This is a genomic window from Xenorhabdus sp. SGI240 (genome assembly GCF_040081915.1).
In the GTDB taxonomy this organism is placed as follows: Bacteria; Pseudomonadota; Gammaproteobacteria; order Enterobacterales; family Enterobacteriaceae; genus Xenorhabdus; species Xenorhabdus bakwenae.
In genome coordinates, this window is sequence record NZ_JBEBMB010000007.1 from 23,243 (window position 1) to 46,499 (window position 23,257).

The 23,257-nt window shown below is 45.2% G+C and carries 20 protein-coding genes and 2 pseudogenes; 6 read left to right on the forward strand and 16 right to left on the reverse strand.

The genetic code is table 11. The features are described 5' to 3' along the window. Nucleotides 1-44: 44 nt before the first annotated feature. Nucleotides 45-1,121, forward strand: a complete 1,077-nt coding sequence (fbaA, locus tag ABLA76_RS02970) for a class II fructose-bisphosphate aldolase (protein WP_285811498.1) — start codon at nt 45-47, stop codon at nt 1,119-1,121. A gap of 255 nt (nt 1,122-1,376) precedes the next feature. Here fbaA and dtpB read toward each other — a convergent pair. The 4 genes and pseudogenes from dtpB to ABLA76_RS02990 form a co-directional block, all read right to left on the reverse strand. Beyond that, nucleotides 1,377-2,832 (reverse strand): annotated as a pseudogene (gene dtpB / locus ABLA76_RS02975) (dipeptide/tripeptide permease DtpB). Nucleotides 2,833-3,515: 683 nt separating this feature from the next. Further along, the gene (hpaC, locus tag ABLA76_RS02980; protein ID WP_047768183.1) at nt 3,516-4,034 is read right to left on the reverse strand and encodes a 4-hydroxyphenylacetate 3-monooxygenase, reductase component; all 519 of its coding nucleotides are present in this window, start codon (nt 4,032-4,034) and stop codon (nt 3,516-3,518) included. Between the two features lie 19 nt (nt 4,035-4,053). After that, the gene (hpaB, locus tag ABLA76_RS02985; protein ID WP_047768181.1) at nt 4,054-5,616 is read right to left on the reverse strand and encodes a 4-hydroxyphenylacetate 3-monooxygenase, oxygenase component; all 1,563 of its coding nucleotides are present in this window, start codon (nt 5,614-5,616) and stop codon (nt 4,054-4,056) included. A 135-nt stretch (nt 5,617-5,751) separates the two neighbouring features. After that, complete coding sequence (locus ABLA76_RS02990; protein WP_348986800.1) at nt 5,752-6,123, reverse strand: LysR substrate-binding domain-containing protein; 372 nt, start codon at nt 6,121-6,123, stop codon at nt 5,752-5,754. 145 nt (nt 6,124-6,268) lie between these two features. Between ABLA76_RS02990 and ABLA76_RS02995 the strand changes: the two genes are divergently transcribed. Both ABLA76_RS02995 and ABLA76_RS03000 read left to right on the forward strand, forming a co-directional pair. Further along, nucleotides 6,269-6,574 carry a hypothetical protein gene (locus ABLA76_RS02995; RefSeq protein ID WP_348986801.1) on the forward strand — a complete coding sequence of 102 codons (306 nt, stop codon included), beginning with the start codon at nt 6,269-6,271 and terminating at the stop codon, nt 6,572-6,574. A gap of 68 nt (nt 6,575-6,642) precedes the next feature. Then, on the forward strand, nt 6,643-7,602 hold the full coding sequence (locus ABLA76_RS03000; RefSeq protein ID WP_348986802.1) for an AEC family transporter: 960 nt from the start codon (nt 6,643-6,645) through the stop codon (nt 7,600-7,602). Nucleotides 7,603-7,750: 148 nt separating this feature from the next. Here the strand turns inward: ABLA76_RS03000 and hpaA are convergent, their stop codons facing one another. From hpaA to ABLA76_RS03050, 10 genes are all read right to left on the reverse strand, one after another. Continuing rightward, the gene (gene hpaA / locus ABLA76_RS03005; RefSeq protein WP_348986803.1) at nt 7,751-8,653 is read right to left on the reverse strand and encodes a 4-hydroxyphenylacetate catabolism regulatory protein HpaA; all 903 of its coding nucleotides are present in this window, start codon (nt 8,651-8,653) and stop codon (nt 7,751-7,753) included. A 53-nt stretch (nt 8,654-8,706) separates the two neighbouring features. Next, a complete protein-coding gene (gene hpaX / locus ABLA76_RS03010) occupies nt 8,707-10,074 on the reverse strand; it encodes a 4-hydroxyphenylacetate permease (RefSeq protein WP_348986804.1) in 1,368 nt (455 codons plus the stop codon). Nucleotides 10,075-10,244: 170 nt separating this feature from the next. Continuing rightward, on the reverse strand, nt 10,245-11,012 hold the full coding sequence (gene hpaI, locus ABLA76_RS03015; protein ID WP_348986805.1) for a 4-hydroxy-2-oxoheptanedioate aldolase: 768 nt from the start codon (nt 11,010-11,012) through the stop codon (nt 10,245-10,247). Nucleotides 11,013-11,030: 18 nt separating this feature from the next. Continuing rightward, nucleotides 11,031-11,834, reverse strand: a complete 804-nt coding sequence (gene hpaH / locus ABLA76_RS03020) for a 2-oxo-hept-4-ene-1,7-dioate hydratase (RefSeq protein ID WP_047768172.1) — start codon at nt 11,832-11,834, stop codon at nt 11,031-11,033. A gap of 5 nt (nt 11,835-11,839) precedes the next feature. Continuing rightward, complete coding sequence (locus ABLA76_RS03025; RefSeq protein ID WP_348986806.1) at nt 11,840-13,312, reverse strand: NAD-dependent succinate-semialdehyde dehydrogenase; 1,473 nt, start codon at nt 13,310-13,312, stop codon at nt 11,840-11,842. Nucleotides 13,313-13,336: 24 nt separating this feature from the next. Further along, nucleotides 13,337-13,726 carry a 5-carboxymethyl-2-hydroxymuconate Delta-isomerase gene (locus ABLA76_RS03030; RefSeq protein ID WP_348986807.1) on the reverse strand — a complete coding sequence of 130 codons (390 nt, stop codon included), beginning with the start codon at nt 13,724-13,726 and terminating at the stop codon, nt 13,337-13,339. A gap of 12 nt (nt 13,727-13,738) precedes the next feature. Beyond that, nucleotides 13,739-14,620: a 3,4-dihydroxyphenylacetate 2,3-dioxygenase gene (gene hpaD, locus ABLA76_RS03035; protein WP_047768167.1), complete on the reverse strand. Its 882-nt coding sequence runs from the start codon at nt 14,618-14,620 to the stop codon at nt 13,739-13,741. A 33-nt stretch (nt 14,621-14,653) separates the two neighbouring features. Then, complete coding sequence (gene hpaE / locus ABLA76_RS03040; RefSeq protein ID WP_348986808.1) at nt 14,654-16,120, reverse strand: 5-carboxymethyl-2-hydroxymuconate semialdehyde dehydrogenase; 1,467 nt, start codon at nt 16,118-16,120, stop codon at nt 14,654-14,656. Further along, nucleotides 16,117-16,881, reverse strand: coding sequence for a fumarylacetoacetate hydrolase family protein (locus tag ABLA76_RS03045; RefSeq protein ID WP_348986809.1), 765 nt, complete (start codon nt 16,879-16,881; stop codon nt 16,117-16,119). The genes hpaE and ABLA76_RS03045 overlap by 4 nt, the downstream gene beginning before the upstream one ends. After that, entirely contained in the window at nt 16,878-17,510 is a 633-nt protein-coding gene (locus ABLA76_RS03050) for a fumarylacetoacetate hydrolase family protein (protein WP_348986810.1), read from the reverse strand. The genes ABLA76_RS03045 and ABLA76_RS03050 overlap by 4 nt, the downstream gene beginning before the upstream one ends. Nucleotides 17,511-17,897: 387 nt before the next feature. Here ABLA76_RS03050 and hpaR point away from each other — a divergent pair, with 387 nt between their 5' ends. Further along, a complete protein-coding gene (hpaR, locus tag ABLA76_RS03055) occupies nt 17,898-18,347 on the forward strand; it encodes a homoprotocatechuate degradation operon regulator HpaR (RefSeq protein WP_047768160.1) in 450 nt (149 codons plus the stop codon). Between the two features lie 182 nt (nt 18,348-18,529). On the opposite strand, the gene ABLA76_RS03060 is transcribed toward hpaR, so the two are convergent. Next, nucleotides 18,530-19,567 carry a zinc-dependent alcohol dehydrogenase family protein gene (locus ABLA76_RS03060; RefSeq protein WP_348986811.1) on the reverse strand — a complete coding sequence of 346 codons (1,038 nt, stop codon included), beginning with the start codon at nt 19,565-19,567 and terminating at the stop codon, nt 18,530-18,532. Between the two features lie 358 nt (nt 19,568-19,925). Here ABLA76_RS03060 and ABLA76_RS03065 point away from each other — a divergent pair, with 358 nt between their 5' ends. Further along, entirely contained in the window at nt 19,926-20,693 is a 768-nt protein-coding gene (locus tag ABLA76_RS03065) for an SDR family oxidoreductase (RefSeq protein ID WP_348986812.1), read from the forward strand. A gap of 91 nt (nt 20,694-20,784) precedes the next feature. Here the strand turns inward: ABLA76_RS03065 and ABLA76_RS03070 are convergent, their stop codons facing one another. After that, complete coding sequence (locus ABLA76_RS03070) at nt 20,785-22,458, reverse strand: condensation domain-containing protein (RefSeq protein ID WP_348986813.1); 1,674 nt, start codon at nt 22,456-22,458, stop codon at nt 20,785-20,787. 527 nt (nt 22,459-22,985) lie between these two features. Here ABLA76_RS03070 and ABLA76_RS03075 point away from each other — a divergent pair. Continuing rightward, a pseudogene (locus tag ABLA76_RS03075) lies at nt 22,986-23,252 on the forward strand (aldehyde dehydrogenase family protein); the annotation flags it as partial. Nucleotides 23,253-23,257: the final 5 nt, after the last annotated feature.

Below are 23,257 nucleotides of genomic sequence, written 5' to 3' on the forward strand. Positions count from 1 at the left end.
GCAGCATTGGCTGCCTGTTCAATGTCAATACAGGACCACGTAACATGTCTAAAATTTTTGATTTCGTAAAACCGGGTGTCATCACTGGTGATGATGTTCAAAAAGTCTTTGCCATCGCTAAAGAAAACAATTTCGCGTTGCCAGCGGTTAACTGCGTTGGTACTGATTCCATCAACGCAGTGTTGGAAACGGCGGCAAAAGTACGTGCTCCGGTCATTATCCAGTTTTCCAACGGTGGTGCCTCTTTCATTGCCGGTAAGGGTTTGAAAGCAGAAGGTCAGCAAGCGGCGATTATTGGTGCTATTTCGGGTGCTCACCACGTTCACCAGATGGCAGAACATTATGGTGTGCCGGTTATCCTGCATACCGACCATTGTGCCCGTAAACTGCTGCCATGGATCGACGGTCTGCTGGATGCGGGTGAGAAACACTACGCGCAGACTGGCAAACCGCTGTTCTCCTCTCATATGATCGACCTGTCAGAAGAATCTCTGGAAGAAAATATCGAGATTTGCAGTCAATATCTGGCACGCATGGCAAAAATCGACATGACACTGGAAATCGAACTGGGTTGTACTGGTGGTGAAGAAGATGGTGTTGATAACTCCCATCTGGACAGTTCTTCCCTGTACACTCAGCCGGAAGATGTGGCCTATGCGTATGAGAAACTGAACGCTATCAGCCCACGTTTCACCATCGCGGCTTCTTTCGGTAATGTTCACGGTGTATACAAACCAGGCAACGTTAAACTGACGCCAAAAATTCTGCGCAACTCACAGGATTACGTTTCTGAAAAATTCAACCTGCCACACAACAGCCTGGACTTTGTCTTCCACGGTGGCTCAGGCTCTACCGCAGAAGAGATTCAGGAAGCCGTGAGCTACGGTGTAGTGAAAATGAATATCGATACCGATACCCAATGGGCAACTTGGGAAGGTATTCTGAATTACTACAAAAAGAACGAAGGTTACCTACAAGGCCAGTTGGGTAACCCAGAAGGCGCAGATAAGCCTAACAAGAAATTCTACGACCCACGGGTTTGGCTGCGTGCTGCTCAGGCTTCTATGGTTATTCGTCTGGAGCAGGCCTTTAAAGAACTGAATGCGGTTGATGTGCTGTAATAAATTGTTATTTATATGAAATTTATTATTTATACTCGATGAACTTCAAGTTGCAATCCGCAAGACGACGCGAGGCCTTATATTTCCCCGCGCAGCGGAGAAATATAACACGCATCTTGAAGTTGAATTGGTATAGTTTATGTAAAAGCTGGCTAAGTTCTTTTTGAATTAGCCAGCTCAACTGAGTATTTCCCCACCTGTTATTTGACTTATCAACGTGCAGAACATTTGTTTAATCAAGCAGGGTTAGGCAAGTTACGCTTTCATAATCTTGTTCAACCACGGCACCATAAAGGCCATAATCACGGCGACAATCAGTGTGGCAATCCCAATTTTGCCAAATACACCAGTATAAATTGGCAGGGTTTGCAGTGGATCCGTCACGCCTTCCGGTGCGGCAGTAAAGGTTGCTACATAACTCCCCAATACTGATGCCGTAGCTTGTGACAGGAACCACATGCCCAGGATAAAACCAGTCAGGTAGCTAGGAACAAACGTTGCCACCATTGCCAATCCCAATGCACTAATCATTAACTCCCCGATGCTCTGGAACAGATACACCAGTACGATAATCCATGGGGATGTAATACCACTCTCATCGGCAAATAAACCAGAGGCGGCGGCGGTCAGGAAGCCTAGGGAGCATAAGAACATGCCGAAGGTGAATTTTGTTGGCATGGAAAAATCTTTACCTTTGTTACCCAGTTTAGTGTAAACCACGGCCAGGATAGGGCTGACGATGATGATCCAGAATGGGTTCAGTGCTTGAAAACTGATGGGATTGATATTAAAACCCAGAATCTGGTGGTGAACGTTATTGATGGCGAAGAAGTTGAGGGAGGTTGGCATCTGGTTATACAGGATAAAGAACACGATAGCCTGAAGCATCAGAATAAATGCCACAAACATTTTATTGCGACCGACTCTGTCTTGTTTGAATGCCTGCCAGAAGAAAATCACCACAACAATGGTGGAGATCGTCATGAGGGCAATATTGGCAATTTTGATGTTGTGCAATAACCATGTACAAATGCCAATCATAGTGACTGTACCAATCAAGACCAAAAATAAGGTGGTATAGCGCAAAGGGGCATGGTCTGGCTCTGAACCGATGTTATGTACTATACGACGGCAGGCGATATAAACCAGCAGGGCAGTAATCAGACCGATACCACAGATATTGTAGGTGACTGCATAACCATATTTTTCGGCAATAACGGGGGCAAAAGAGAGGGAAACCAGAGAGCCAAGATTGATGGACATATAAAATAGCGTGAATGCACCATCCAAACGTGGGTCTTGCGGCTGGTAACATTTTGCCAGCAGACTGGCAGGGTTAGCTTTGAAAAGGCCATTACCGACAGCGACGGTTCCCAAGGCATAAAAAATCAGCTCAGGATTTATGATGGAAAGGCCAATCATAAAATAGCCTATTGCCAGTATGATAGTCCCTAAAACAATGGTACGTTTTGTCCCCAGTAAGTGATCACCAACATAACCACCGATGGAAATCAGGCCCGTAGACCAGCGCAGTAAATGCACCAAAAGTGATAAATGATTGTGCTTCTGAAAAACCGAGCTGTTGAACGAAGTAAACAGCCAGAATGCCTTGAACACCGTAGTAGCCAAATCGTTCCCACAGTTCTACAAAAAATATCATGAAGAAAGGTTTGGGTTGATCCCATAAACCGATCGGCGCGGTTTTACTCATAGTGATGCCTCTGTTTGCTATCATTAGATGGGCAATACACTCAGATAAAAATATATTCAGATAATTATACTGTTGTTAACATATTTGTAACTTAAATGTATCACTTAGGTTGTGATTTTGTTTATTTATTCAAGGTGATCGTAAAACAAGGGAGGTTAATGTACTGGTATGACATCTTCTCAACGATTGATCACACTAACTAAAAAGAGTAATACCAGATCTGGCAAAATATTCACCAAATTAATATCAAAAATTATTAATAAGGGAGTTTTGTGCTCGCAAATAAATCAATTTGCTTGTCATTCAATCTCTGTTGTTTGTTATTTGTTTAAGAGAGGTAGATGAAATAAAAATGATTATGAAATTGAATTTCTTTTATTTATATATAAATTTTTAATTATGTATTTTGAAGTGAGATTGAGGATTTTCAGACTGAAATTTTTGGCCAATATTCAGTGCTAAGTCTATACCAATCCAACTTCAAGATGCGTGTCATATTTCCCCGCACAGCGGAGAAATATAAGGCCTCGCGTCGTCTGGCGGATTGCAACTTGAAGTTTATCGAGTCTATTAAATATCCATTAAAAAGATATTGATAAGAATTGAGAGATGAAAGCTCTTTGTTAAGGAGCCTTCATGTCAGGAGGTTGTGTTAAGAATTTTTCTGTTTTAATGCGCTGTTTTTAAACAACGGCTGCCATATTTTTATCCATCACTGGATGAAAATTACGCTTAAAGTAAATAAGGCCATGACCTTCTTCACGAACAAGGATCTGTTTTATTTCCACCAGATAGACATAGTGAGTACCGACTTCCTGTACTTGCTTAATACATCCCTCTAAATTGGCGAGTGCCCCTTGTAGCAAGGGTTGTCCCAGTATGCCAGTTTTCCAGATATCCCAATTAAAGCGCTCTTCCATGCTGATACCCGTCATGCCCGCGAAATGGCGTGCCATCAATTCCTGTTCATGATCCAAGATATTGACACACAGATGACCATTTTCCTGAAATACCGGATTCATGGCGCTATCGCGATTAATACATACCATCAGAGTCGGAGGCGTATCTGTCACTGAGCACACCGCCGTTGCAGTCATACCGCAACGTCCCGCAGGACCATCCGTGGTGATGATATTCACCGCAGCGGAAAGGCTTGCCATCGCATCCCTGAAACGCAAGCGATGTTTATTTTCTACAGACATACTAGCTCCTGCTCCTGATTTATTTCAGCAGCTTATCTAACAGGTTAATATCACAGTTATTGTGTAAGTGGGGACGGGTCCAACCCTTCACATCATAGTCAGAAAGGCAGCGATCGACCAATGCCATCATTTTCTTCATATTGCCGGAACCATGGGCGTGACGCAGGCATTGCAGGCGAATTTCGTCCTGACTGCCGGCATAATTGATTTCGTATAATTCATGGCGACCACCGAACTCACTGCCAATGGCATCCCACATTAATTTCAAGATTTTGATCCGTTCCACATGATCAATACCATTTGAGCCACGGACATATTTTTCAAGATACTTATTGATCTCAGGATTATTCATGTCACGCACACTGGATGGCAAATAAATCAAGCCGCTGGTGACATTGCTTTCAATAATATTCTTGATTTTTGTGTAAGCCATGGGAGCCATCACGCGATAAGTCTGAATTGCTTGAGTATCAGGCAAATAAGCGCCATTTTCCCACGGCTTGGCTTCTGCCCACATCGCATCTGTCAGTGACCAGAACAGATTGCGCCATGCAACGACTTCTCCCAAATCAGCCTGAACACCGCGGAATTCCACCACGCCAGTGCATTCAAGGCTTTTTTGCAACAGTGCCGTCATGAAATCGAGCTTAACGGCAAGACGTACACAGGCTTGCATGGGGAACAGCCGCGCAAAACCACTTTGCACCGCCCAATTACGGGCGCGATCAAAATCGCGATAAATTAACACGTTTTCCCACGGAATTAATACCTTATCCATGACCAGAATGGCGTCATTTTCATCAAACCGACTGGAAAGGGGGTAATCAAAGGGGGAGCCAGTTGCACCGGCCACCAATTCATAAGAGGCGCGGGAGATTAATTTCACGCCATCGGCATCCATTGGTGCAACAAACATAAGGGCAAAATCAGGATTATCTCCCATAACTTGTGCAGAGCCAAAACCGATAAAATTATAGTGCGTCAGGGCTGAATTGGTGGCAACGACTTTGGCACCACTGACAATAATTCCGGCATCTGTCTCTTTTTCTATCTGGATAAAAACATCTTTGACCTGATCTGCGGGTTTATGGCGATCAATAGGTGGATTAACAATCGCATGATTGAAATAGACACAGCTTTCCTGAATGCGCTTATACCAGATACGGGCATTGTCAGCGAATTGTCCATAATATTCAGGATAAGCACCCAGTGAGCAGCAGAATGCCGCTTTATAATCGGGTGAACGCCCCATCCAGCCATAATTTAGGCGTGACCACTCAGCAATAGCATCGCGCTGCTGGCGGATATCATCAGCGCTGGTGGCGAAACGGAAGAATTTGTGCGTGTAGCCACCACTGCCGGTATCGGTATCCCAGCAGAGTACATCGTGGGTTTCTGGGGCATGAAGGGCATCATACAGTTGACCGATTGAAGCAGCCGCATTGCGGAAAGCCGGGTGTGTTGTGACATCTTTGACCCGTTCACCATAGATGTAAATCTCGCGGCTATCCTGAAGTGAATTCAGGTATTCTTTACTGGTAAATGGGCGTTTATGATCAGCACGCAAATTTTCTAGTCTCATAGCAACCTCATGCTCCAAAAAATCCCCTTATTTTGATTTGTTATCCATATGGGGGAGTAGGTGTTAATTTTATGTTTATTTCACTGTTTGATTGAAGCGATTAAACGGCTCTTTTTGAAGAGACTTTCGGAGGATTTACTGGTACTTTTCGATAAAAGCAGGGAGTTTGTTGCGTAAATGTGACCGGCTTTGTGTTTTGGTAATCATTATTTTTTGCTTGCTTATCCCAATTACATAGTTGGCTATGTTTCTGATAGCTATTTCTTTTGTAATCGCCATATCTAATTGTTGGTTTTCCAATAACGCAGAAAGTACAGGTGATGAAGCTGCAGTGATCTCTATTTTCAATTCAGGATGTTCAGTCAGACAATAAGAAATAGCTTTGTGCAATTTTGTAATACTGAAATCGTTAGGTACACCGAGCGTAATTTTGCCTCTCAATTGGATATTTTTCACCAGGGCGAGAGCGTGAGTGCTTAAATTAAAAACAACACGAACAATATCCAAACTATTTTGATGACAGGATGTGTTGGGCTGCTTTAAATTTAATCTAACTGAGGGTTATTTTCGCTCCAATTGTGTTCATAAAACGTTCTACGCCCTCGCCCTGTTGTATAGACCTATCAGTGGGCGTATTGTTGAACAAGAAAATATGGGAGTAGCTAACATTCCTTCATTTCTTGGCGCTGCTCGTGATGTTTCTTATTTTTTGAACAGTATAGGATTACATGATGCAACATTACAAAAAATCATGTCTGATGAAGGATTGTTTGATGCTGCGAATGATCCTGGTCTTGTTCAGCAAGTAAAAGAAAGATTGGATAGCATGTTAGTTGAAATTTATTCACGAAAAGAACAGGAATTTGAGCAAATTAGAAATCAGTTAGATCAGTTCTATGCTACAGATGTCTTATATACATCTTCTGTTGGAAAATATACCAGGGAGTTCTTAAAATAACATACTCCCCCAGTTAAATCTGGGGGAGTATGTTGTCATATTTTTAACTAATATGAGGCTGGATTTAAATGTTTATGATAGTTGCGCCAATATTTCTGGTTATATTTATTGGGTATTGTTTTGGGCGTTTGCGTCCTGATAGTGGGCTTTCCGATAAATTAATCAATGATTATGTACTCTATATTGCACTCCCTGCCTTATTGTTTCTTGCCATTGCTCGTGCAGATATTAGTGAACTGCAACAGTGGGGTTTTATTGTTGCCACTCTTGCTGGTATTTGTGTAGTGTATGTTTTGGGAATGTTGGCGGCAAAAATCATGGGGGTTGGTTTACCACAATCATCGATTCTAAGTATGGGGGCATGTTATGGTACAACTGGATATATGGGGGTTCCAATACTGATTGCGGTTTATGGTGAATCCGCCGCGCTTCCTGCCGCTATTGCTACAATACTGCATAATATTCCTGCTATCATGGCTGTTATTATTTCTTACGATATTTTTTCTACCCGCCAATCAGGTGGAAGAATATCCATTAACCAAAGTTTCGTTGGGGCATTAAAGACGATACTGAGCAATCCCTTGACGATCTCAGTGGTTGCGGGATTGATCTTTGTTTGTTTTGGTATTCCCGTTCCGATATTTTTACAAACATTTGCTGAATTTCTTGGCAATGCCGCAGGTCCAACAGCCTTGTTCGCCTTGGGATTGGGGTTATCTCGGCTTAAGGTCAAAGAACATATCAACGGAGAAGCGTTAAAACTGGCTATACCGATGTTGTTACTCAAACTGGGGATACAGCCGTTGATGACGTTTATCTGTGCTTACTATCTATTCGGTATGCAGCAGGCAAATAATATTTGGCTGATTACCGCGATTGTCATGGCTGCACAGCCTATAGGAGCGGGTGTTTATGTTTTTGCTAATAAGTATGGTTTTAAACAGGAAATTATTTCTTTTTCCATTATCATTTCTCTGCTTATTGCATTGGTAACAATACCAACTATTTTACAGTTGCTGCCTGCGTGACTTCAGACACTTAGTACTACAGCCGTAAGAGATTTTATCAGCATTAACGTATTGTTTTTTTAGTGATGTCTGTAGTGCTAAAGTGATAACTGGTATGCCAATAATTTTGGCGGTCGTATATTCAACGCGTTGAATACGTAACTTGAATTTAGAGGTGTTCCCGCCAGACACTCGGTGAACACCCCACTAACCGATTAAAAAATCGGGTGAAGTAAGCAGGATCTTTAAATCCAAGCTGATACGCTATCTCAAATACGGGACTATCACTAAACAGCAATAACCGTTTTGCTTCCCGCAGTAGTCGGTCAAAGATCAGCTTTTTTGGTGGTCGATTGGCAAAGCGTCGGCACATATCCTTTAGGCGTGATTCTGTAATTCCCAATTTTTCTGCATATTCTGGCACGGCAAGATGCTGGTGATAGTGTTGATCAATCAATCGGTTAAAGCGCTGAAACAGTTTCAATTCTCCTCTGACACCACCGCAATGATGATCGTCAAGGGGAATACTACGTAGCAAAAAGGTAAACAGAGATTGAGCCAGGAAAGTTAGTGCTTGTTCTCGTCCGGTGAATTGGTTGGCAGACTCACGCCCAATCAGTGCCCAATAATGGTTGAATGTTTCCAATTCATCATATTTATCCGCGACGGAAAGACAGATAGCCGGAATATCAACCAGTTCTCGATGGGTGGGATAAAGTGAACCGAGCAATGGAGTGATCAGCTCCTGACGGACGGTCAGTACATAACCATCCGTATCTTCCTGCGTAAAAAAGGCGTGGGGAACAGAAGGTGGCGTCAGGATAAACAGAGGGGCTTGTACGGAATAATGCTGTGCGTCTAATTGCAGTTCGATTCGTCCTGTCACCAGATAATGGAGTTGGAAAAAACCGTTATGGCGATGCGCCTGCATATTACGCCCGAAAAATGCCGCCATATGACCAAAAGTTTGGTAGTGAACATCATCCGATCCCCGAGTTTCGTCATAGTCCTTGCTGATATCGATATTAGTGATGATGGATTTATTGGCTTTGGGCACATTGGATACAGTCATCAATTTCCTCCTGTATCTTATTGTTGGCTAAGGTATCAATAGTTGCTCGTTATTTATGCGCTTGCCTGTGGCCGTGAATGTTTCATCGGGATCAGAAAAACGATTAACGCACCGATGATGAGTAATCCGGCTACGAAATAAAGCCCGGTGTTAAAATGCCCTGTTTGATCTTTTAACCAGCCGATCAGTAAAGGACTGACGGCAGACCCCACATTACCCGTAGCATTGATCACCGCGATCCCCACGGCGCGGGCACGCAAGCTAATCGATTGATCTGGCGTTGTCCAGAATATCGCCATAGCGGTAAACGATCCGGTGGAAGCCATAATGATCCCCAACAGTTGCACTATGCTGTTATTAGTCAGTGAAGTTAAAATCCAACCTGCGGCGGCAAACAGGTAGGGTAAGGCTGTGTGCATTTTGCGTTCTTGCCAGCGGTCTGAGCGGCGGCTCCAGTAAACCATGCCCAAGATCGTGCAGAATTGTGGAATGGCAGTCAAAATGCCGATCATCACATGGCTGCTGCCCTGATTGAAACTTTGCATAATCTGTGGCGTCCAGATATTAATGGCACTTAAGGTGTTGGTCAGGCAGAAATAAGCGAAGGTGTACATCAATACCATTGGGGTAAAAACTTCGCGCCATAAGCGGTTTTTTTGTGGTTGAATCTGTTCATTGGGCTGGGTTATAGAAAGCTTATCGTTTTCTATCATCTCGTGAAGGCACTGCTTATCTTCACGAGTTAACCATTTGGCCTTTTCTGGTGAATCATCCAGATAACACCAGACAGCAAAACCAAGTAAAACAGAAGGGAAGCCTTCCAGCAAAAACAACCACTGCCAACCACGCAGATCCCAGATGCCATCCATTGCCAGAATATAACCGGAAATGAGTGAACCAAACGCCATCGTTACGGGCATGGCAACCATAAACAGCGCATTGGCACGCGCACGATAATAGGCCGGAAACCAATAAGTCAGATAAACCAAAATCCCCGGCAAAAAGCCTGCTTCCGCAATGCCCACCAGCATCCGCAGGATATACAGGCTCGTGGGACCCGTGGCAAACATTGTGGCGGTGGAAGCGATCCCCCATAACACCATGATGGTCGCAATCCAGCGACGGGCTCCCACAATACTCAACATCACATTGCTGGGAATGCCGAAAATAACGTAAGTGGTGTAAAACAGCGTAGCAGCCAAACCGAACATGGTGGATGTTAAACCGAGATCTTTTCCCATCGTCAAACCAGCAAACCCAATATTGATTCGATCCAGAAAAGAGAAAACAAACAGGACAAAGAGAAAGAGGATCAGGCGTCGGAATAATTTATTGATGACACTTTGCTGTTGGGCGGTCAGTTTTTTAGGTTGATGGGGGGGATTTTCGGATTTTGGTATAGTGTCAGGTGAAATGCTCATCGCTGTTTCCTTGTTTTGTGAGTGGCTTGATTTTCCTTTGGGCGGGGATTTGAAATCTATTAGTTATATGTGCTTGTTTGCTCAGAGATTAGGAACTTCAATTGCTATGGCTGGTGTCGTGATCAACATCAGCCATTCCGGGGCATTGTTTTTTGTCGATGATTAGCTGATTATTTGCCGAAATGCTTTGCCAAAGCATGGGCTGCTCCGGTTAATAGGATGGTATCAACCCCTACGGCAACGAACAGCGCCCCCAAATTAAGATAATGTTTAGCTGCATCGACATTGGTCATCAAAATGCCGGCAGCCTTGCCAGCAGACTGGATTTGAACAATGGCTTGGTCGATGGCAGCCTGAACTTCAGGATGTTGCGGGTTACCGATGTGGCCCATATCCGCACTGAGATCGGCCGGGCCGATAAACACACCATCAACGCCTTCGACAGCCGCTATCTCCGGTAGGTTTTGCAGGGCCTCACGGGTTTCTGCCTGTACTAATACACAAATTTCGTCATTAGCACGGGACAGATAGTCAGGAATGTGGTTCCAGCGGGAAGCGCGTGCCAGAGCACTGCCTACGCCACGAATACCCGTGGGGGGATAGCGAGTCGCCCTGACCGCGTCACGCGCTTGCGCCGCATTTTGAATCATCGGGAACAATAACGTCTGGGCACCAATATCCAGCAACGGTTTGACGATCACCGGATCATTCCATGCCGGACGAACAACCGGCTGGCTTGGGTAAGGGGCCATGCCTTGTAATTGGGCAAGAATGGTGGAAATCTCATTGGGCGCGTGTTCACCATCAATCAACAGCCAATCAAATCCTGTTCCTGCCAGTATTTCCGCGCTATACCCGCTGCATAACCCAAGCCATAATCCGATTTGTGGGTGCCCTGCTTTCAGGGCATGTTTAAATTTATTTGTTAGCTGATCCATGGTGTTACCTCGACAGATTTAAACAAAGTGACAGCTAATTGACCCTAACACGCCATAATCCACATGAAAGGTATCACCTTTACGTGCCGGGACTGGACGGGTAAAAGATCCAGCCAGAATAATCTGGCCTGCTTCAAGTTGAACACCATGTGGTGCCAGTTTATTGGCAAGCCATGCCACACCATTGGCGGGATGATTGAGAACTGCGGCCGCCACGCCGGATTCTTCAATCACACCATTACGGTAGAGCAGGGCACTAACCCAGCGCAGATCCAGTTCATCTGGCTTGATCGGCCGCCCCCCGATAATCACCCCACCATTGGCGGCATTGTCAGAAATCGTATCGAATACCTTGCGTGGACGCTGCGTTTCGGGATCGATGTTGTGACAACGGGCATCAATCAGTTCCAGGGCGGGAATGACGTAATCTGTTGCGTTATACACATCAAACAGCGTACAGTTCGGGCCTCGCAAGGGTTTTGCCAGCACAAAGGCCAGTTCGGTCTCAATACGGGGCACAATAAAGCGTTCACAAGGAATATCACCGCCGTCTTGAAAAAACATATCATCCAGCAGGGCACCATAATCCGGTTCATTAATCTGTGAACTGGCTTGCATGGCTTTGGAGGTCAGACCAATCTTATGTCCCTTGAGAATTCGGCCCTCCTTGATTTTTAAATTCACCCATTCACGTTGAATGGCGTAAGCATCCTCGATCGTTATCTCTGGATAGTCCAATGAGATTTGTCGGATTTGCTCACGGCTTTGCTCTGCCTGATGTAAACGGCGTGCGGCGCGTGATACGATTTCTTGCTGTAGCATAGGGGTTAAGCTCCTTTCGCTTCCAACCCGCCAAAACAGAGGTATTTCACTTCCAGATAATCCTCAATACCGTAACGTGAACCCTCACGTCCCAGCCCCGATTGCTTGATCCCGCCAAATGGCGCGATTTCGTTGGAAATCAAACCTTCATTGATACCTACCATGCCACTTTCCAACGCTTCCGCTACACGGTAAATTCGGCCAATATCACGGGAATAGAAATAAGCAGCCAGGCCAAATTCAGTACTGTTAGCAATGCGGATAGCCTCGTCTTCATCACGGAATTTGAACAGTGGTGCCAGAGGGCCGAAGGTTTCTTCGTGAGCAACTAACATGAATTCAGTAACATCTGTCAGTACCGTTGGCTCAAAGAACAACCCCCCCAGCGTGTGGGATTTTCCTCCCGTCAGGATGCGTGCGCCGTTGGAAACGGCATCACTGATATGCGCCCGTACTTTTTCTACAGCCGCCTGATTAATCAGCGGGCCTTGCTGTGATGCGCTATCAGTGGCTGGCCCAACCCGAAGCTGTTTGACTGCATGAGCCAGACGTTCGGCAAAAACCTCATAAATCCCTTCCTGTACCAGAATACGGTTGGCACACACACAGGTTTGCCCGCTGTTACGGAATTTCGCCGCCATTGCGCCCGCTACCGCCGCATCAAGATCGGCATCATCAAACACGATAAAAGGCGCATTGCCACCCAGTTCGAGGGAGAGTTTTTTCACCGTATCGGCGCTTTGTGCCATTAATAACTTGCCAACCCGCGTAGAGCCGGTGAACGAAAGTTTGCGCACGATAGGGCTTGAGGTCAGCACTTCACCAATGGCTTTGGCATCCATTCCCGTGACGATATTGAAGACACCAGCCGGAATGCCCGCCTGTTCCGCCAGGACGACTAAAGCCAGCGCAGAAAGGGGCGTTTCAGCCGCAGGTTTCAGAACCACCGTACATCCCGCCGCCAGTGCAGGGGCCACTTTACGGGTGATCATCGCATTGGGGAAATTCCACGGTGTAATAGCCGCAACGACGCCAATCGGTTGTTTGATGGTGGCGAGACGGCGGCCCGGCATTGGCGAAGGCAATGTTTCGCCATACATGCGTTTGCCTTCTTCCGCAAACCATTCGATAAAACTGGCACCGTAAGCAATTTCGCCCATTGCCTCGGTGTGGGGTTTGCCTTGTTCCATGCTCAGTATTTCTGCTAAGGCGGTTTGGTTTTCCATCACCAGATGGAACCATTGCTTGAGCTTTTGGCTACGCTGTTTTGCTGTCAACGACCGCCATGCAGGCAGGGCATTCTGGGCGGCTTCAATGGCAGACTGTGTCTCTTTGGCGCCCAGGTCACTGACATTGGCAATGATCTTATCATTGGCCGGGTTAATGACTTCAAAAGTCGCTTTATTTTCTGCATCAACCCATTGACCGTTGATATAGGCCTGTTGACGCAGCAATGGTATATCCAGATGATTCGTCATAGTTTCTTCTTCTCACTAAAATCGTTACTTTTTTGTTTTAAACAGGCTATGAATATTATTGGATTTATAATTCAGCTCCGGATCAAGTTCTTCCATCGTGAAAGAGAGGCCCAGATAACGCTGTGCCATCAATTCACTGAAATGCGCCTTGATTAAATCAAACAACATTTCTCCGACTTTTTGTTGATCCTCAAGGTTGCGTCCGGCACCTATTTTCAGTGTCATATGAACGAAGGCGTAATCCTGCTTCCCATCCGCCATTTGCCAGGTATCCAACCAAATGGCACGGCTGCGGATACCGCCCAGCGGAAAAATGCCTGTATCCGCCAGCGCCTGATTCACTTTAGCAAATAATGCCGGCAATCTGGCTTCATCACGGATATTTTCAGTACATTCAGCATAAAAATGTGGCACGGTTTTCTCCTGTCAGGCATCCGTTTTCTTTTGGTTAACAAAATAATCCGGCAGCGGGAAAACCGCGTTAACCTGCCCCGTCCCGGAACTGGCAAACAATTCCGTCAAAAATTCCACCTTGCCGTCATACTTGTCCCATCCGAGCAGTCCCAGCAACATCACGGTATCATGCATGTTGCCTTCTCCCCGGCAATATTGCGCATATTCCGGTAACATTTTGCAAAATTCCTCGAACTTGCCTTCTTTCCAAAGCTGCACGACACGGCGATCCATCTGCTCATCGAACTCACGGGTATAGCTGTTCATGCCTTCTTCGGCCCGTTGATCGTCAATGAAACTGTGTGACAGCGAACCGCTTGCCAGTACCGCAACCGTGCCATTGTATTTCTCAATCGCCCGTAAAATCGCTTCTCCCAGTTTACGGCTGTCGTCAAACGCATGGACAGTACAAAAGGCAGAAATTGAAATGACCTTGAAATGGCGGTCGCTGTTCATATAACGCATGGGCACCAACGTGCCATATTCCAGTTTCAGGCTTGGGATCTCGTGTGACTGAGCACGAACGCCCATCTGGCGCGCTTCTTCTGCAATCATTCTGCCTAACGCCGGGTTGCCGTCATACTCATAGGTCATATCGCGGATAAAATGTGGCAACTCATTACTGGTATAGATGCCGGAAAAATGGTCGGAACAGTTAATATGATAGGCGCTGTTAACCAGCCAATGCGTATCGAAAATAATAATCGTATCAACGCCCATCTCACGGCAGCGCCGGCTGATCTCTTTGTGCCCGTCAATAGCGCTTTGTCGGCAACCGTGATGCTTGCCTGGCAATTCAGACAGGTACATAGAAGGGACATGTGTAATTTTCGCTGCTAACGCTAACTTTCCCATAAACCCTCACCTGGTTATCAGGATGGCAGTTATTCAAGCACCCCAACGAGGAATTGGGTGCTCTCCCATTGAGATGCAAACGTTCTTCACTTCGGCAAACACGTCTAAACTGTATTCCCCACCTTCACGCCCGACACCGGAAGCTTTTATGCCACCAAATGGCTGGCGCAGATCGCGAACATTCTGGGCGTTGACAAACACCATGCCAGCTTCAATGCCACGTGCCAGACGCAAAACTTTGCTGACATCCTGTGTCCAGATATAGGAGGCAAGGCCATATTCCACATCATTGGCCAGACGCAGCCCGTCTTCTTCGCTCTTAAACGGCAGCAGACAAGCGACAGGGCCGAAAATCTCTTCCTGTGCCACCCGCATACGGTTATCCACATCCGCTAATACGGTAGGGCGCAAGAAGTGGCCATTTTTTAGAGGGGCAGGTAAATCGGCAGGTTTATCGGGACCTCCGGCCAGCAGCGTGGCACCTTCTTCGATCCCCAACCGAATATAATTGGAGACTTTTTCCCAGTGTGGCTGGCTTATCAGGCTGCCAACCTGGGTTTGCGGATCCTGGGGAGCACCGACACGTAGCCGATTAGCGCGTTCAGCAAAGCGTTTGACGAATTCGGGGTAGATACTTTCCTGGATAAAAATGCGGGAACCCGCCGTACAGCGTTCACCATTGAGAGAGAAAATGGTGAACAGGGCGGCATCCAGTGCGCGTTCAATATCTGCATCCTCAAAAATGAGGACAGGGGATTTTCCGCCTAATTCCATAGAGTATTTTTTCAGTCCGGCATTTTGCATGATCAGGCGACCCGTTGTGGTCCCGCCGGTGAAAGAGACCGCGCGCACATCATGATGTTTTACCAGCGCATCCCCTGCGGTGTTACCGTAGCCCTGTACCACATTTAACACCCCGGCCGGAATGCCGGCTTCCAACGCCAGTTCGCCCAGACGGTTGGCTGTCAACGGGGAAAGTTCGGACATCTTCAAAACCGCCGTATTTCCCAGCGCCAGACAGGGTGCGACTTTCCACGTCGCCGTCATAAAAGGCACGTTCCACGGGGAAATCAGTGCGCAAACGCCAACCGGCTGGATTAATGTATAGTTGAGCATGGTGTCATCGACGGGATAAGTGCGCCCGTTCATCTGCTGACAAATTTCAGCGAAAAAACTGAAATTCTGCGAAGCCCGTGGGATCAAGACATTTTGTGTCTGATGGATGGGAAGACCCGTATCCTTGGTTTCCAGCTCAGAAATAGCGGGAACATTTTGGTCGATTAATTCACCCAAACGGCGCATCAAACGGGCGCGTTCTTTCATTGGGGTATTTGCCCATTTGGGGAACGCTTCTTTGGCCGCCGCAACGGCTTGGGTAATCTCTTCCTGCCCGCCGGATGCAACCTCAGCCAGCACCTCACCTGTTGCAGGATTAGTCGTTGTGAAATAGGTTTTGCTGCCGATATTCTTGCCATTGATCCAATGGTTAATCATGGTCATGACAAACTCTCCTCATATTCTTGCGGGCTGACAATGCGATTGACCAGGCGCCCGACTCCTTCGACTTCCACGATAACTTCATCCCCGGGAACAACGTTGGACAACCCTTTGGGGGTTCCGGTGGCGATCATGTCGCCGGGTTGCAATGTCATAAAATCGCTGAGATAGGTGATTAAGAAAGGAATGTCGAAGATCAAAGCGGCGGTTGTACCTTGTTGACGGAGTTCACCGTTCACCCATGTTTTCAAGGTCAGATTATGCGGATCAGCGATCTGCTGCTTATCTATGATCCACGGACCGATTGGGGTGAGCGTATCGCGGCTTTTTACCCGCAGGTTAGGACGATAGTAATTTTCCAGATAATCACGAATGGCGTAATCGTTACAAACGGTATAACCCGCAACGTAGTTCATGGACTCTTCTCTGGAAACTTTGTGAGCAGGTTTACCCATCACGACAACCAATTCTGCTTCATAATGCATATATGCCACATTATCAGGACGGACAGAAACCTGACGGTGTCCGGTTAAGCTATTGGCTGCTTTGATAAATACCAGTGGCTCTTCTGGTGGCTTAAATTCCAGCTCTGTTGCGTGATCGGCATAATTTAGCCCCAATGCGAACAGTGTGCCGCTGGCGGGGGGAAGCCATATAACCTCTTCACCGCTGACCGTATTTCCATCTGGCAAGAAGACATTTTCCTGTGCGTCAACGGTAACAGTGAGATCCTGACCCTGATAATGAATTCTGGCGTATCTCATGCCTGACCTCCTGCCGATACAACCGTATTTTCTAAGTCAGGGAAGTCTTTGGCCTTGACCGTGACCTTATCGGCAGGATGAAGAGTAACGCGCTGATGAGGCGTTCCCAATAGAATTGCATCACCCTCGTTTAAGGTGGCGAATTCGCTTAATGCTGCCAATAATTCAGCGGCTGAACGGACGAGATCTTGAGTAGACCAACGATCAACTTCCTGGCCGTTGATTTCAGTCACAATATCGAGTGATTCTACCGAGCTGATCCTGGTCATTTGGCCTATCGGACAAAAACCGTCCCGACATTTTGCTTTAATGGCAGGACGGTAGAATGACGTTTCAGGCAGGCTAACTTCGTTTGCCAATGCGTAACCAGCAATATACTGTTCGGCATCCTGAACAGAAACTTTGCGGGCTGTTTTTCCAATCAACAGCGCCAGAGTTGCGCCGCTTTGTACCGTTTCCCCGACAGGATGCGGAATAATATCCCCTGAATTAATCACGGTATTGCGGGGTTTGATAAACCAAATAGGCGTTTTGGGGGGTGTTTTATAAGGTTCTTGGTTAAATGCCTCATGCCAGAAACGGATCTGGCTACTATGATTGAGGGCAACGGCAAAGACAGTGCCTTTCATGGACAGCTCCTTGAAACCTGAATGACGTGTTGCAAGATCACTTATTAATATATTAATAAGCCATGTATTGGCAATCTTCAATATGTTAAGAGGATTGTTAGTTTTAATTGTGATCTATGTAACAACACTTTATTGTTGATCATTTTTACTACATAAAGATCAGCCTGTTATATTTTTAATCAAGGTCATTTGGGATTGGATTTAACTTTTAATTAACTTTTTGCGGATGGGATGATTTTATTTATTTGTTAATGTTGAAATCTTTCCCCTTTGTGGATGATTTTGAGCGTGTTAGGCTTTTTGGTGTTCATGTTGTCTGTAATAAATAGCATGGGCGTTAAACTTATAAAGAATGACTGGCGATTAACTAAAGAGTCACTTTTACTTATGCATGAATCCTTGACAATTGCATTGCTTCAAGCGAGAGAAACCGCTATGGGTTTTTTTCGGCCTATTTTGAAGAGCTATAATTTAACTGAACAACAATGGCGTATTATTCGTGTACTTGCGAGTAGCCGTTCTATTGATTTTCATGACTTAGCTTGTCTTACTTGTATCTTGCGTCCAAGCCTGACAGGTATTTTGACACGTATGGAGCGTGATGGACTTATCTTCCGCATGAAGCCTATGAATGATCAGCGTAAGCTGTATGTTTCTTTGACTCCGGCAGGCCAGGAACTCTATGAGCAGGCAAAAGGGCAGATCGCTGAGGGATATAAGGCGATTGAGAACGCTTTTTCTCCAGAAAAATTGGCCCAACTTTTAGGGCTATTGGATGAATTTATTACTATCGGGAACCTCTCTCAAGCAGATTTGGATGAAGAATGCAAACTGTAGGTTGAAGGTTTATTAATAAGTTAACAAATCAAGAAATCAAGCGCAGTGCCAAGTACAGTATAAAGGCCGCCGTAATGAATTGCATAAGCGCATTGATGCAGTATATTGCGGCGGCTTTTCTGTATCAGTCGAATGGCAGTGTCATCATTTAGCTGGAAGAATTGTCTCCTGTTATACCCCCACTATGCCGACAAAACAATTTTCAGTGCTTTCTCTTGAGCTGCATTACCAAATATTTCATAAGCGGTCTCTATTTCACTCAATGGGTAATGGTGAGTGACCAGCTTTTCAGGTGCAATTTTGCCGGATTGAACACTTTTCAGCAGCATGGGAGTACTGCTTGTGTTTACCAGTCCAGTAGTAATGGTAATGTTTTTTATCCAGAGGCTTTCCAGATGCAGGTCAACAGATTTGCCGTGGACACCAACATTAGCAATGAATCCACCCGCTGCAATGATGTCCTGACATATTTTGAAAGTTGCGGGAATACCCACACACTCAATGGTGACGTCTACACCAATACCGTCAGTCAGTCTGTTGATGGTTTCTACGACGTTTTGTTTTGCCGGGTTGATAACCGTGTTAGCCCCAAGCTGCCGGGCAACACTAAGGCGGTTATCATCAGTATCGATCATGATGATATGTGCCGGAGAGTAAAATTGTGAGGCCAGTAATGCTGATAGCCCGACGGGACCCGCACCAATTAGGGCGATGGTCTGGCCCGGCTGGACCTTGCCATTGATAACACCCATTTCAAGACCTGTTGGCAGGATGTCACTGAGCATTAATGCCGCGTTTTCATCGACACCGTCTGGCAGACGATGCAGGCTATTATCAGCATGAGGAATACGCACTTTTTCTGCCTGTGTACCATCAATTTTATGCCCCAGGATCCAGCCACCCTCTTTACAGTGCGCATAAAGCTGGCGTTTACAATAGTTGCAACTCCCGCAGACGGTGATACAGGAAATAATGACCTTATCACCGACTTTGATATTGCGGACCGATTCCCCAATTGATTCAACGATCCCAATACCTTCATGACCCAATGTTCGGCCTTGCTCGACAGTAGGAACATCTCCTTTGAGGATATGCAGATCTGTACCACAGATGGTGGTTTTGACAATACGGACGATAGCATCTGTTGGTTCAATGAGTTGGGGTGGTGCTTTTTCTTCCCAGCGTTTTTTTCCGGCTCCATGATAAACAAGTGCTTTCATATAACCCCCTTCACAGGTAGTGGTTGTGATTTTATGGTGTTAAGAATGACAGTAACTCAGAGCACACGATTGACGTTATCTGTTGCCTAAAGTTTAGCAGATGTAAACATTTTCGATTTTCAGAGTACTCTCAGAGTCAGTCGTGAAATAAAATATGGCGAATATGTGCAGGAAAACGTTCGTATTTGAAACATGATTAACGTTTTTTCAGATAGTACAAAAACAGCACAAAACAGTAGGGCTATGGTGAAAATTATCAAGTAAGGTTGGTTTTCTAAACAGTAAATTATCAATAAACCTAACTGACAAAGTGACGGTTCCTCATCCAGCTTTGATAACTGATATAAGGAAAGCCAACATGATGTTTAATGAAGCCAGCGGAACAAGCAAATTAAAAGGTAAGCGTGTTGTTGTAACAGGCGGAGGACGCGATTTTGGGCAAGCAGTTTCTGTTTGGCTGGCGCGTGAAGGGGCATATGTTGATCTCTGTGCCCGTCAGTTAGCCAGTGCGGAAGCAACCTGTGAGATTATTCGCCGTGAAGGAGGCATCGCCAGAGGTTATCAATGCGATATGAGTAATGCTCACTCCGTTAGCGATTTTGCTATTCAGTTGCTACAAGACAATCAACCTATCGATATTTTGATCTTAAGTGCAGCTCAATGGCTGGAGGGGCGGTTAGGGGAAGGTGACAATGACGCCGATATTGTCAGTACGGTGAATTCAGGTATAACAGGTTCTATCTTGCTGACCAAAGCGCTATTGCCGAGCTTGCGTCAATCACAGGGTGCCGATATTGTTGCTATGGTATCGGTTTGTGGTATTCCCCAATTTACCGAATCTGTCGCTCATCCGGCATTCTTTGCCGCCAAACATGCCATGAGTGGCTTTAGCCAGAATTTAGCTCATCATTTAAGCAAAGAAAATATTCGCGTGACCGGGCTTTATCCGCCTGACTTTGAACTTAATGGTTTTGATGAAGTTCTGGATAACCAGAAAAAAATGGGGGGGCAATTGCTTAATGGCCGTTCAGTATGGGAAACCATCCGGTTTGTTATCACCCAACCCCGTCATTGTCACATTAAAGCTATTTATTTCCAAGGTCCGACTTTTCAGGATTTTGAATAAGTGGTGATCAATAAGCAGGTGTAATAATTTGGCGTGATTCATAGGCTTGGTTAGCATAACGATCACGCCGTTTTTTCACCTAACGGTTAGATTAACTCGCCTCTTTCAGAAAATCGTAGTTCTCTGTCCCCAGATATTCCAGCTCTCCATTTGGCAACCAGCGTACTTGCTCACCAGTGCGATAAAGCCATTTATCCTTGGTATATTGAACAAATGGATTGGTAATCAGCTGTTTTTCTGCCAATGCTGATTGCTCCAAATATTTATTATTCAATTCTGGCCCGGAGAGATAAAGTTCGCCCTTTAACCCCATTGGCACCATCTGTAATCGTTCATTCAACACATAGACTTGGATGCCTGATATTTCAGCAGATTGTGATTGTCCGATTGCCTGTTGATAATGTTTCCGTATCACATCGTTCACCCGGGGATTGTGTCGTTCTGACCTTGTGTCGCCTGATTGTTGTGGACTACCGTATTCCAGTAATGTCTGCGCCTGATCAGGTGTTAGCAAAGAAAACTGTGATATTGGCGTTTCGGGATGAGACAGGGCATTAACCAACAATTGCTGGAATTGTTCACCTAACGCTTTGATTTGTTTTGCATGGAAAAGGTTAGGATGGTAGCGGATACGAAAAGCCCAATGCCCCTCTTCCAGATGATATTCCAGTATCCATTCTGTAACGGCTAAATCGTTATTGAAACGACTACCGTAATGGACCTCACATCCGTCTAATTCCAGATCGAGATCCTTAAAACTGGCCTGATTGATACCGACATTGAGATTATTGATAAGATTGGTGGGCACAGCTTGGAATATAGGCAAACTTGACAAACGCAGATCAGGCTGCACCTTCAATGATGCACTATAATTTAACGTGGCCTGATAGAGAGAATTAAAACTATCCGTCTCATTAAAACGCAGAGGGAAAACAACGGCATTGATTTGTGCACCAAGCGAAACAGACTCCCCGCCGGCGACTGCAACGGGATAGATAAGGTGAGCGTCACCCGTTCCGGTATACTGGGCCACTAATGTTGCCCATAACGTTTTAAATACGAGGAACGGTTTACAAGGGGATAAAGATTTTGAGAGGTTCTCCCAATCTTCCAATGAAAAATTGAAACGAAATTCATTAGGTAATTCAGGTTCACCTATCGCTTGTTGAGGCAAATAGGGTAATGGATTACGGGTAGTCATGCCTGACAGGCACTTTTTCCAGTATTGTTCGGGGTTATATTTGCCCAACAACTGTAAAAGTTGATGATCTTGTACAAATTTTTCTGACGCTTGTTGCAGCGTCATGGGGGAATGGCGCAGAGGACGTTGGTTGTACAGATCAGCGATATTATGAAAAAACTCTTCTATCCCCTGCCCGTCACCGATGATATGGTGCAGTACAATGAATAAGTGAAATTGCTGTTTTGCCTCTTTGAGTAAACCAAAACGAACGACTGGCCCTTTTCTGAGGTCAAATGGCCGCAGAGCAAACTGATTCAATTGTTCTTCATTATTAGAAAGGTAGGTAAACTCAATATTATCTGAGCCTAATACCCAATATAATTCATCATTTTTTTCTTCAATCCGATATTTGAATAAAGGATAAATATTAATAAATTCTTGCAGAGCCAATTTTAATCTACTTTCATCTAGATTTCCTTTAATGCTCTGTTCTATAACGATATTGTATTTAGGTGATTGAGGTTCAAGAACCCATGATTTCCAAAAAAAATGAATAAATGGAGAGGCTAGAATCTTATCCATGTGAGTACTCCGCTATGATTCTAAATTATATTCAATACAGCTTGATATATTCGATAAACTTCAAGTTGCAATCTGCAAAACGACGCGAGGCCTTATATTTCCCCGCTGCGCGGGAAAATATAACACGCATTTTGAAGTTGGATTGGTATATCTGCTTATTGAGCATACTCAGCCTGTATTTTTGTTAGATGAAAAAACAGCTAGTTAAATCCATTCCAATAATGAAGCTAATCACTATTGCAGGAAGTCATTTATTGACATTAAATGTCATTGTTTCGGGACATTCTAATAATTTGATTATTTTGTCTGGCAAAGGAGGGGATTTTTTGTCAGTGCATTGATTTGTAATAAAATTATCCATTGATGCAGTTGTGCCATTATTAGCTATTTGTTTGGAAAGGATACCTATAGATTGAAAACAATTAAAGATTATTTTAAGTAAATCAATATCCATAAAATATTAAGAACTAGAATTTTAGGCGCGGCTATTTAATAGCGATGCTGATCATGATAGGCGTGATCAATATGCCTTATTTACCCGCGATGGTGAAACGGCTCATCAGTTCAATGAAGACGTTCAATCTGGTATGGTCGGTGTGAATATCCCCATCCCAATACCGATGGCATTTCATAGCTTCGGTGGCTTGAAGTGTTCCATTTTTGGGCCACTGAATATACATGGTCATGACGGGGGGCGCATCTATACCCGCATGAAAACCGTCACTAGCCGTTGGCCCGCCAGTGTGCGTTTAGAACATCACGATAGCCATTTTGTGATGCCGACGATGGAGTAGCTATG

What these genes read in the sequence shown, in the direction of transcription:
- ABLA76_RS02995 (WP_348986801.1), top strand. Translation starts at nt 6,269, where the DNA reads ATGGGAGTAGCTAACATTCCTTCATTTCTTGGCGCTGCTCGTGATGTT.
- hpaE (WP_348986808.1), bottom strand. Translation starts at nt 16,120, where the DNA reads ATGACCATGATTAACCATTGGATCAATGGCAAGAATATCGGCAGCAAA.
- fbaA (WP_285811498.1), top strand. Translation starts at nt 45, where the DNA reads ATGTCTAAAATTTTTGATTTCGTAAAACCGGGTGTCATCACTGGTGAT.
- ABLA76_RS03025 (WP_348986806.1), bottom strand. Translation starts at nt 13,312, where the DNA reads ATGACGAATCATCTGGATATACCATTGCTGCGTCAACAGGCCTATATC.
- hpaC (WP_047768183.1), bottom strand. Translation starts at nt 4,034, where the DNA reads ATGTCTGTAGAAAATAAACATCGCTTGCGTTTCAGGGATGCGATGGCA.
- ABLA76_RS03050 (WP_348986810.1), bottom strand. Translation starts at nt 17,510, where the DNA reads ATGAAAGGCACTGTCTTTGCCGTTGCCCTCAATCATAGTAGCCAGATC.
- ABLA76_RS03065 (WP_348986812.1), top strand. Translation starts at nt 19,926, where the DNA reads ATGATGTTTAATGAAGCCAGCGGAACAAGCAAATTAAAAGGTAAGCGT.
- hpaA (WP_348986803.1), bottom strand. Translation starts at nt 8,653, where the DNA reads ATGACTGTATCCAATGTGCCCAAAGCCAATAAATCCATCATCACTAAT.
- ABLA76_RS03045 (WP_348986809.1), bottom strand. Translation starts at nt 16,881, where the DNA reads ATGAGATACGCCAGAATTCATTATCAGGGTCAGGATCTCACTGTTACC.
- ABLA76_RS03070 (WP_348986813.1), bottom strand. Translation starts at nt 22,458, where the DNA reads ATGGATAAGATTCTAGCCTCTCCATTTATTCATTTTTTTTGGAAATCA.
- hpaH (WP_047768172.1), bottom strand. Translation starts at nt 11,834, where the DNA reads ATGCTACAGCAAGAAATCGTATCACGCGCCGCACGCCGTTTACATCAG.
- hpaB (WP_047768181.1), bottom strand. Translation starts at nt 5,616, where the DNA reads ATGAGACTAGAAAATTTGCGTGCTGATCATAAACGCCCATTTACCAGT.
- hpaD (WP_047768167.1), bottom strand. Translation starts at nt 14,620, where the DNA reads ATGGGAAAGTTAGCGTTAGCAGCGAAAATTACACATGTCCCTTCTATG.
- hpaR (WP_047768160.1), top strand. Translation starts at nt 17,898, where the DNA reads ATGCATGAATCCTTGACAATTGCATTGCTTCAAGCGAGAGAAACCGCT.
- ABLA76_RS03060 (WP_348986811.1), bottom strand. Translation starts at nt 19,567, where the DNA reads ATGAAAGCACTTGTTTATCATGGAGCCGGAAAAAAACGCTGGGAAGAA.
- hpaI (WP_348986805.1), bottom strand. Translation starts at nt 11,012, where the DNA reads ATGGATCAGCTAACAAATAAATTTAAACATGCCCTGAAAGCAGGGCAC.
- ABLA76_RS03000 (WP_348986802.1), top strand. Translation starts at nt 6,643, where the DNA reads ATGTTTATGATAGTTGCGCCAATATTTCTGGTTATATTTATTGGGTAT.
- hpaX (WP_348986804.1), bottom strand. Translation starts at nt 10,074, where the DNA reads ATGAGCATTTCACCTGACACTATACCAAAATCCGAAAATCCCCCCCAT.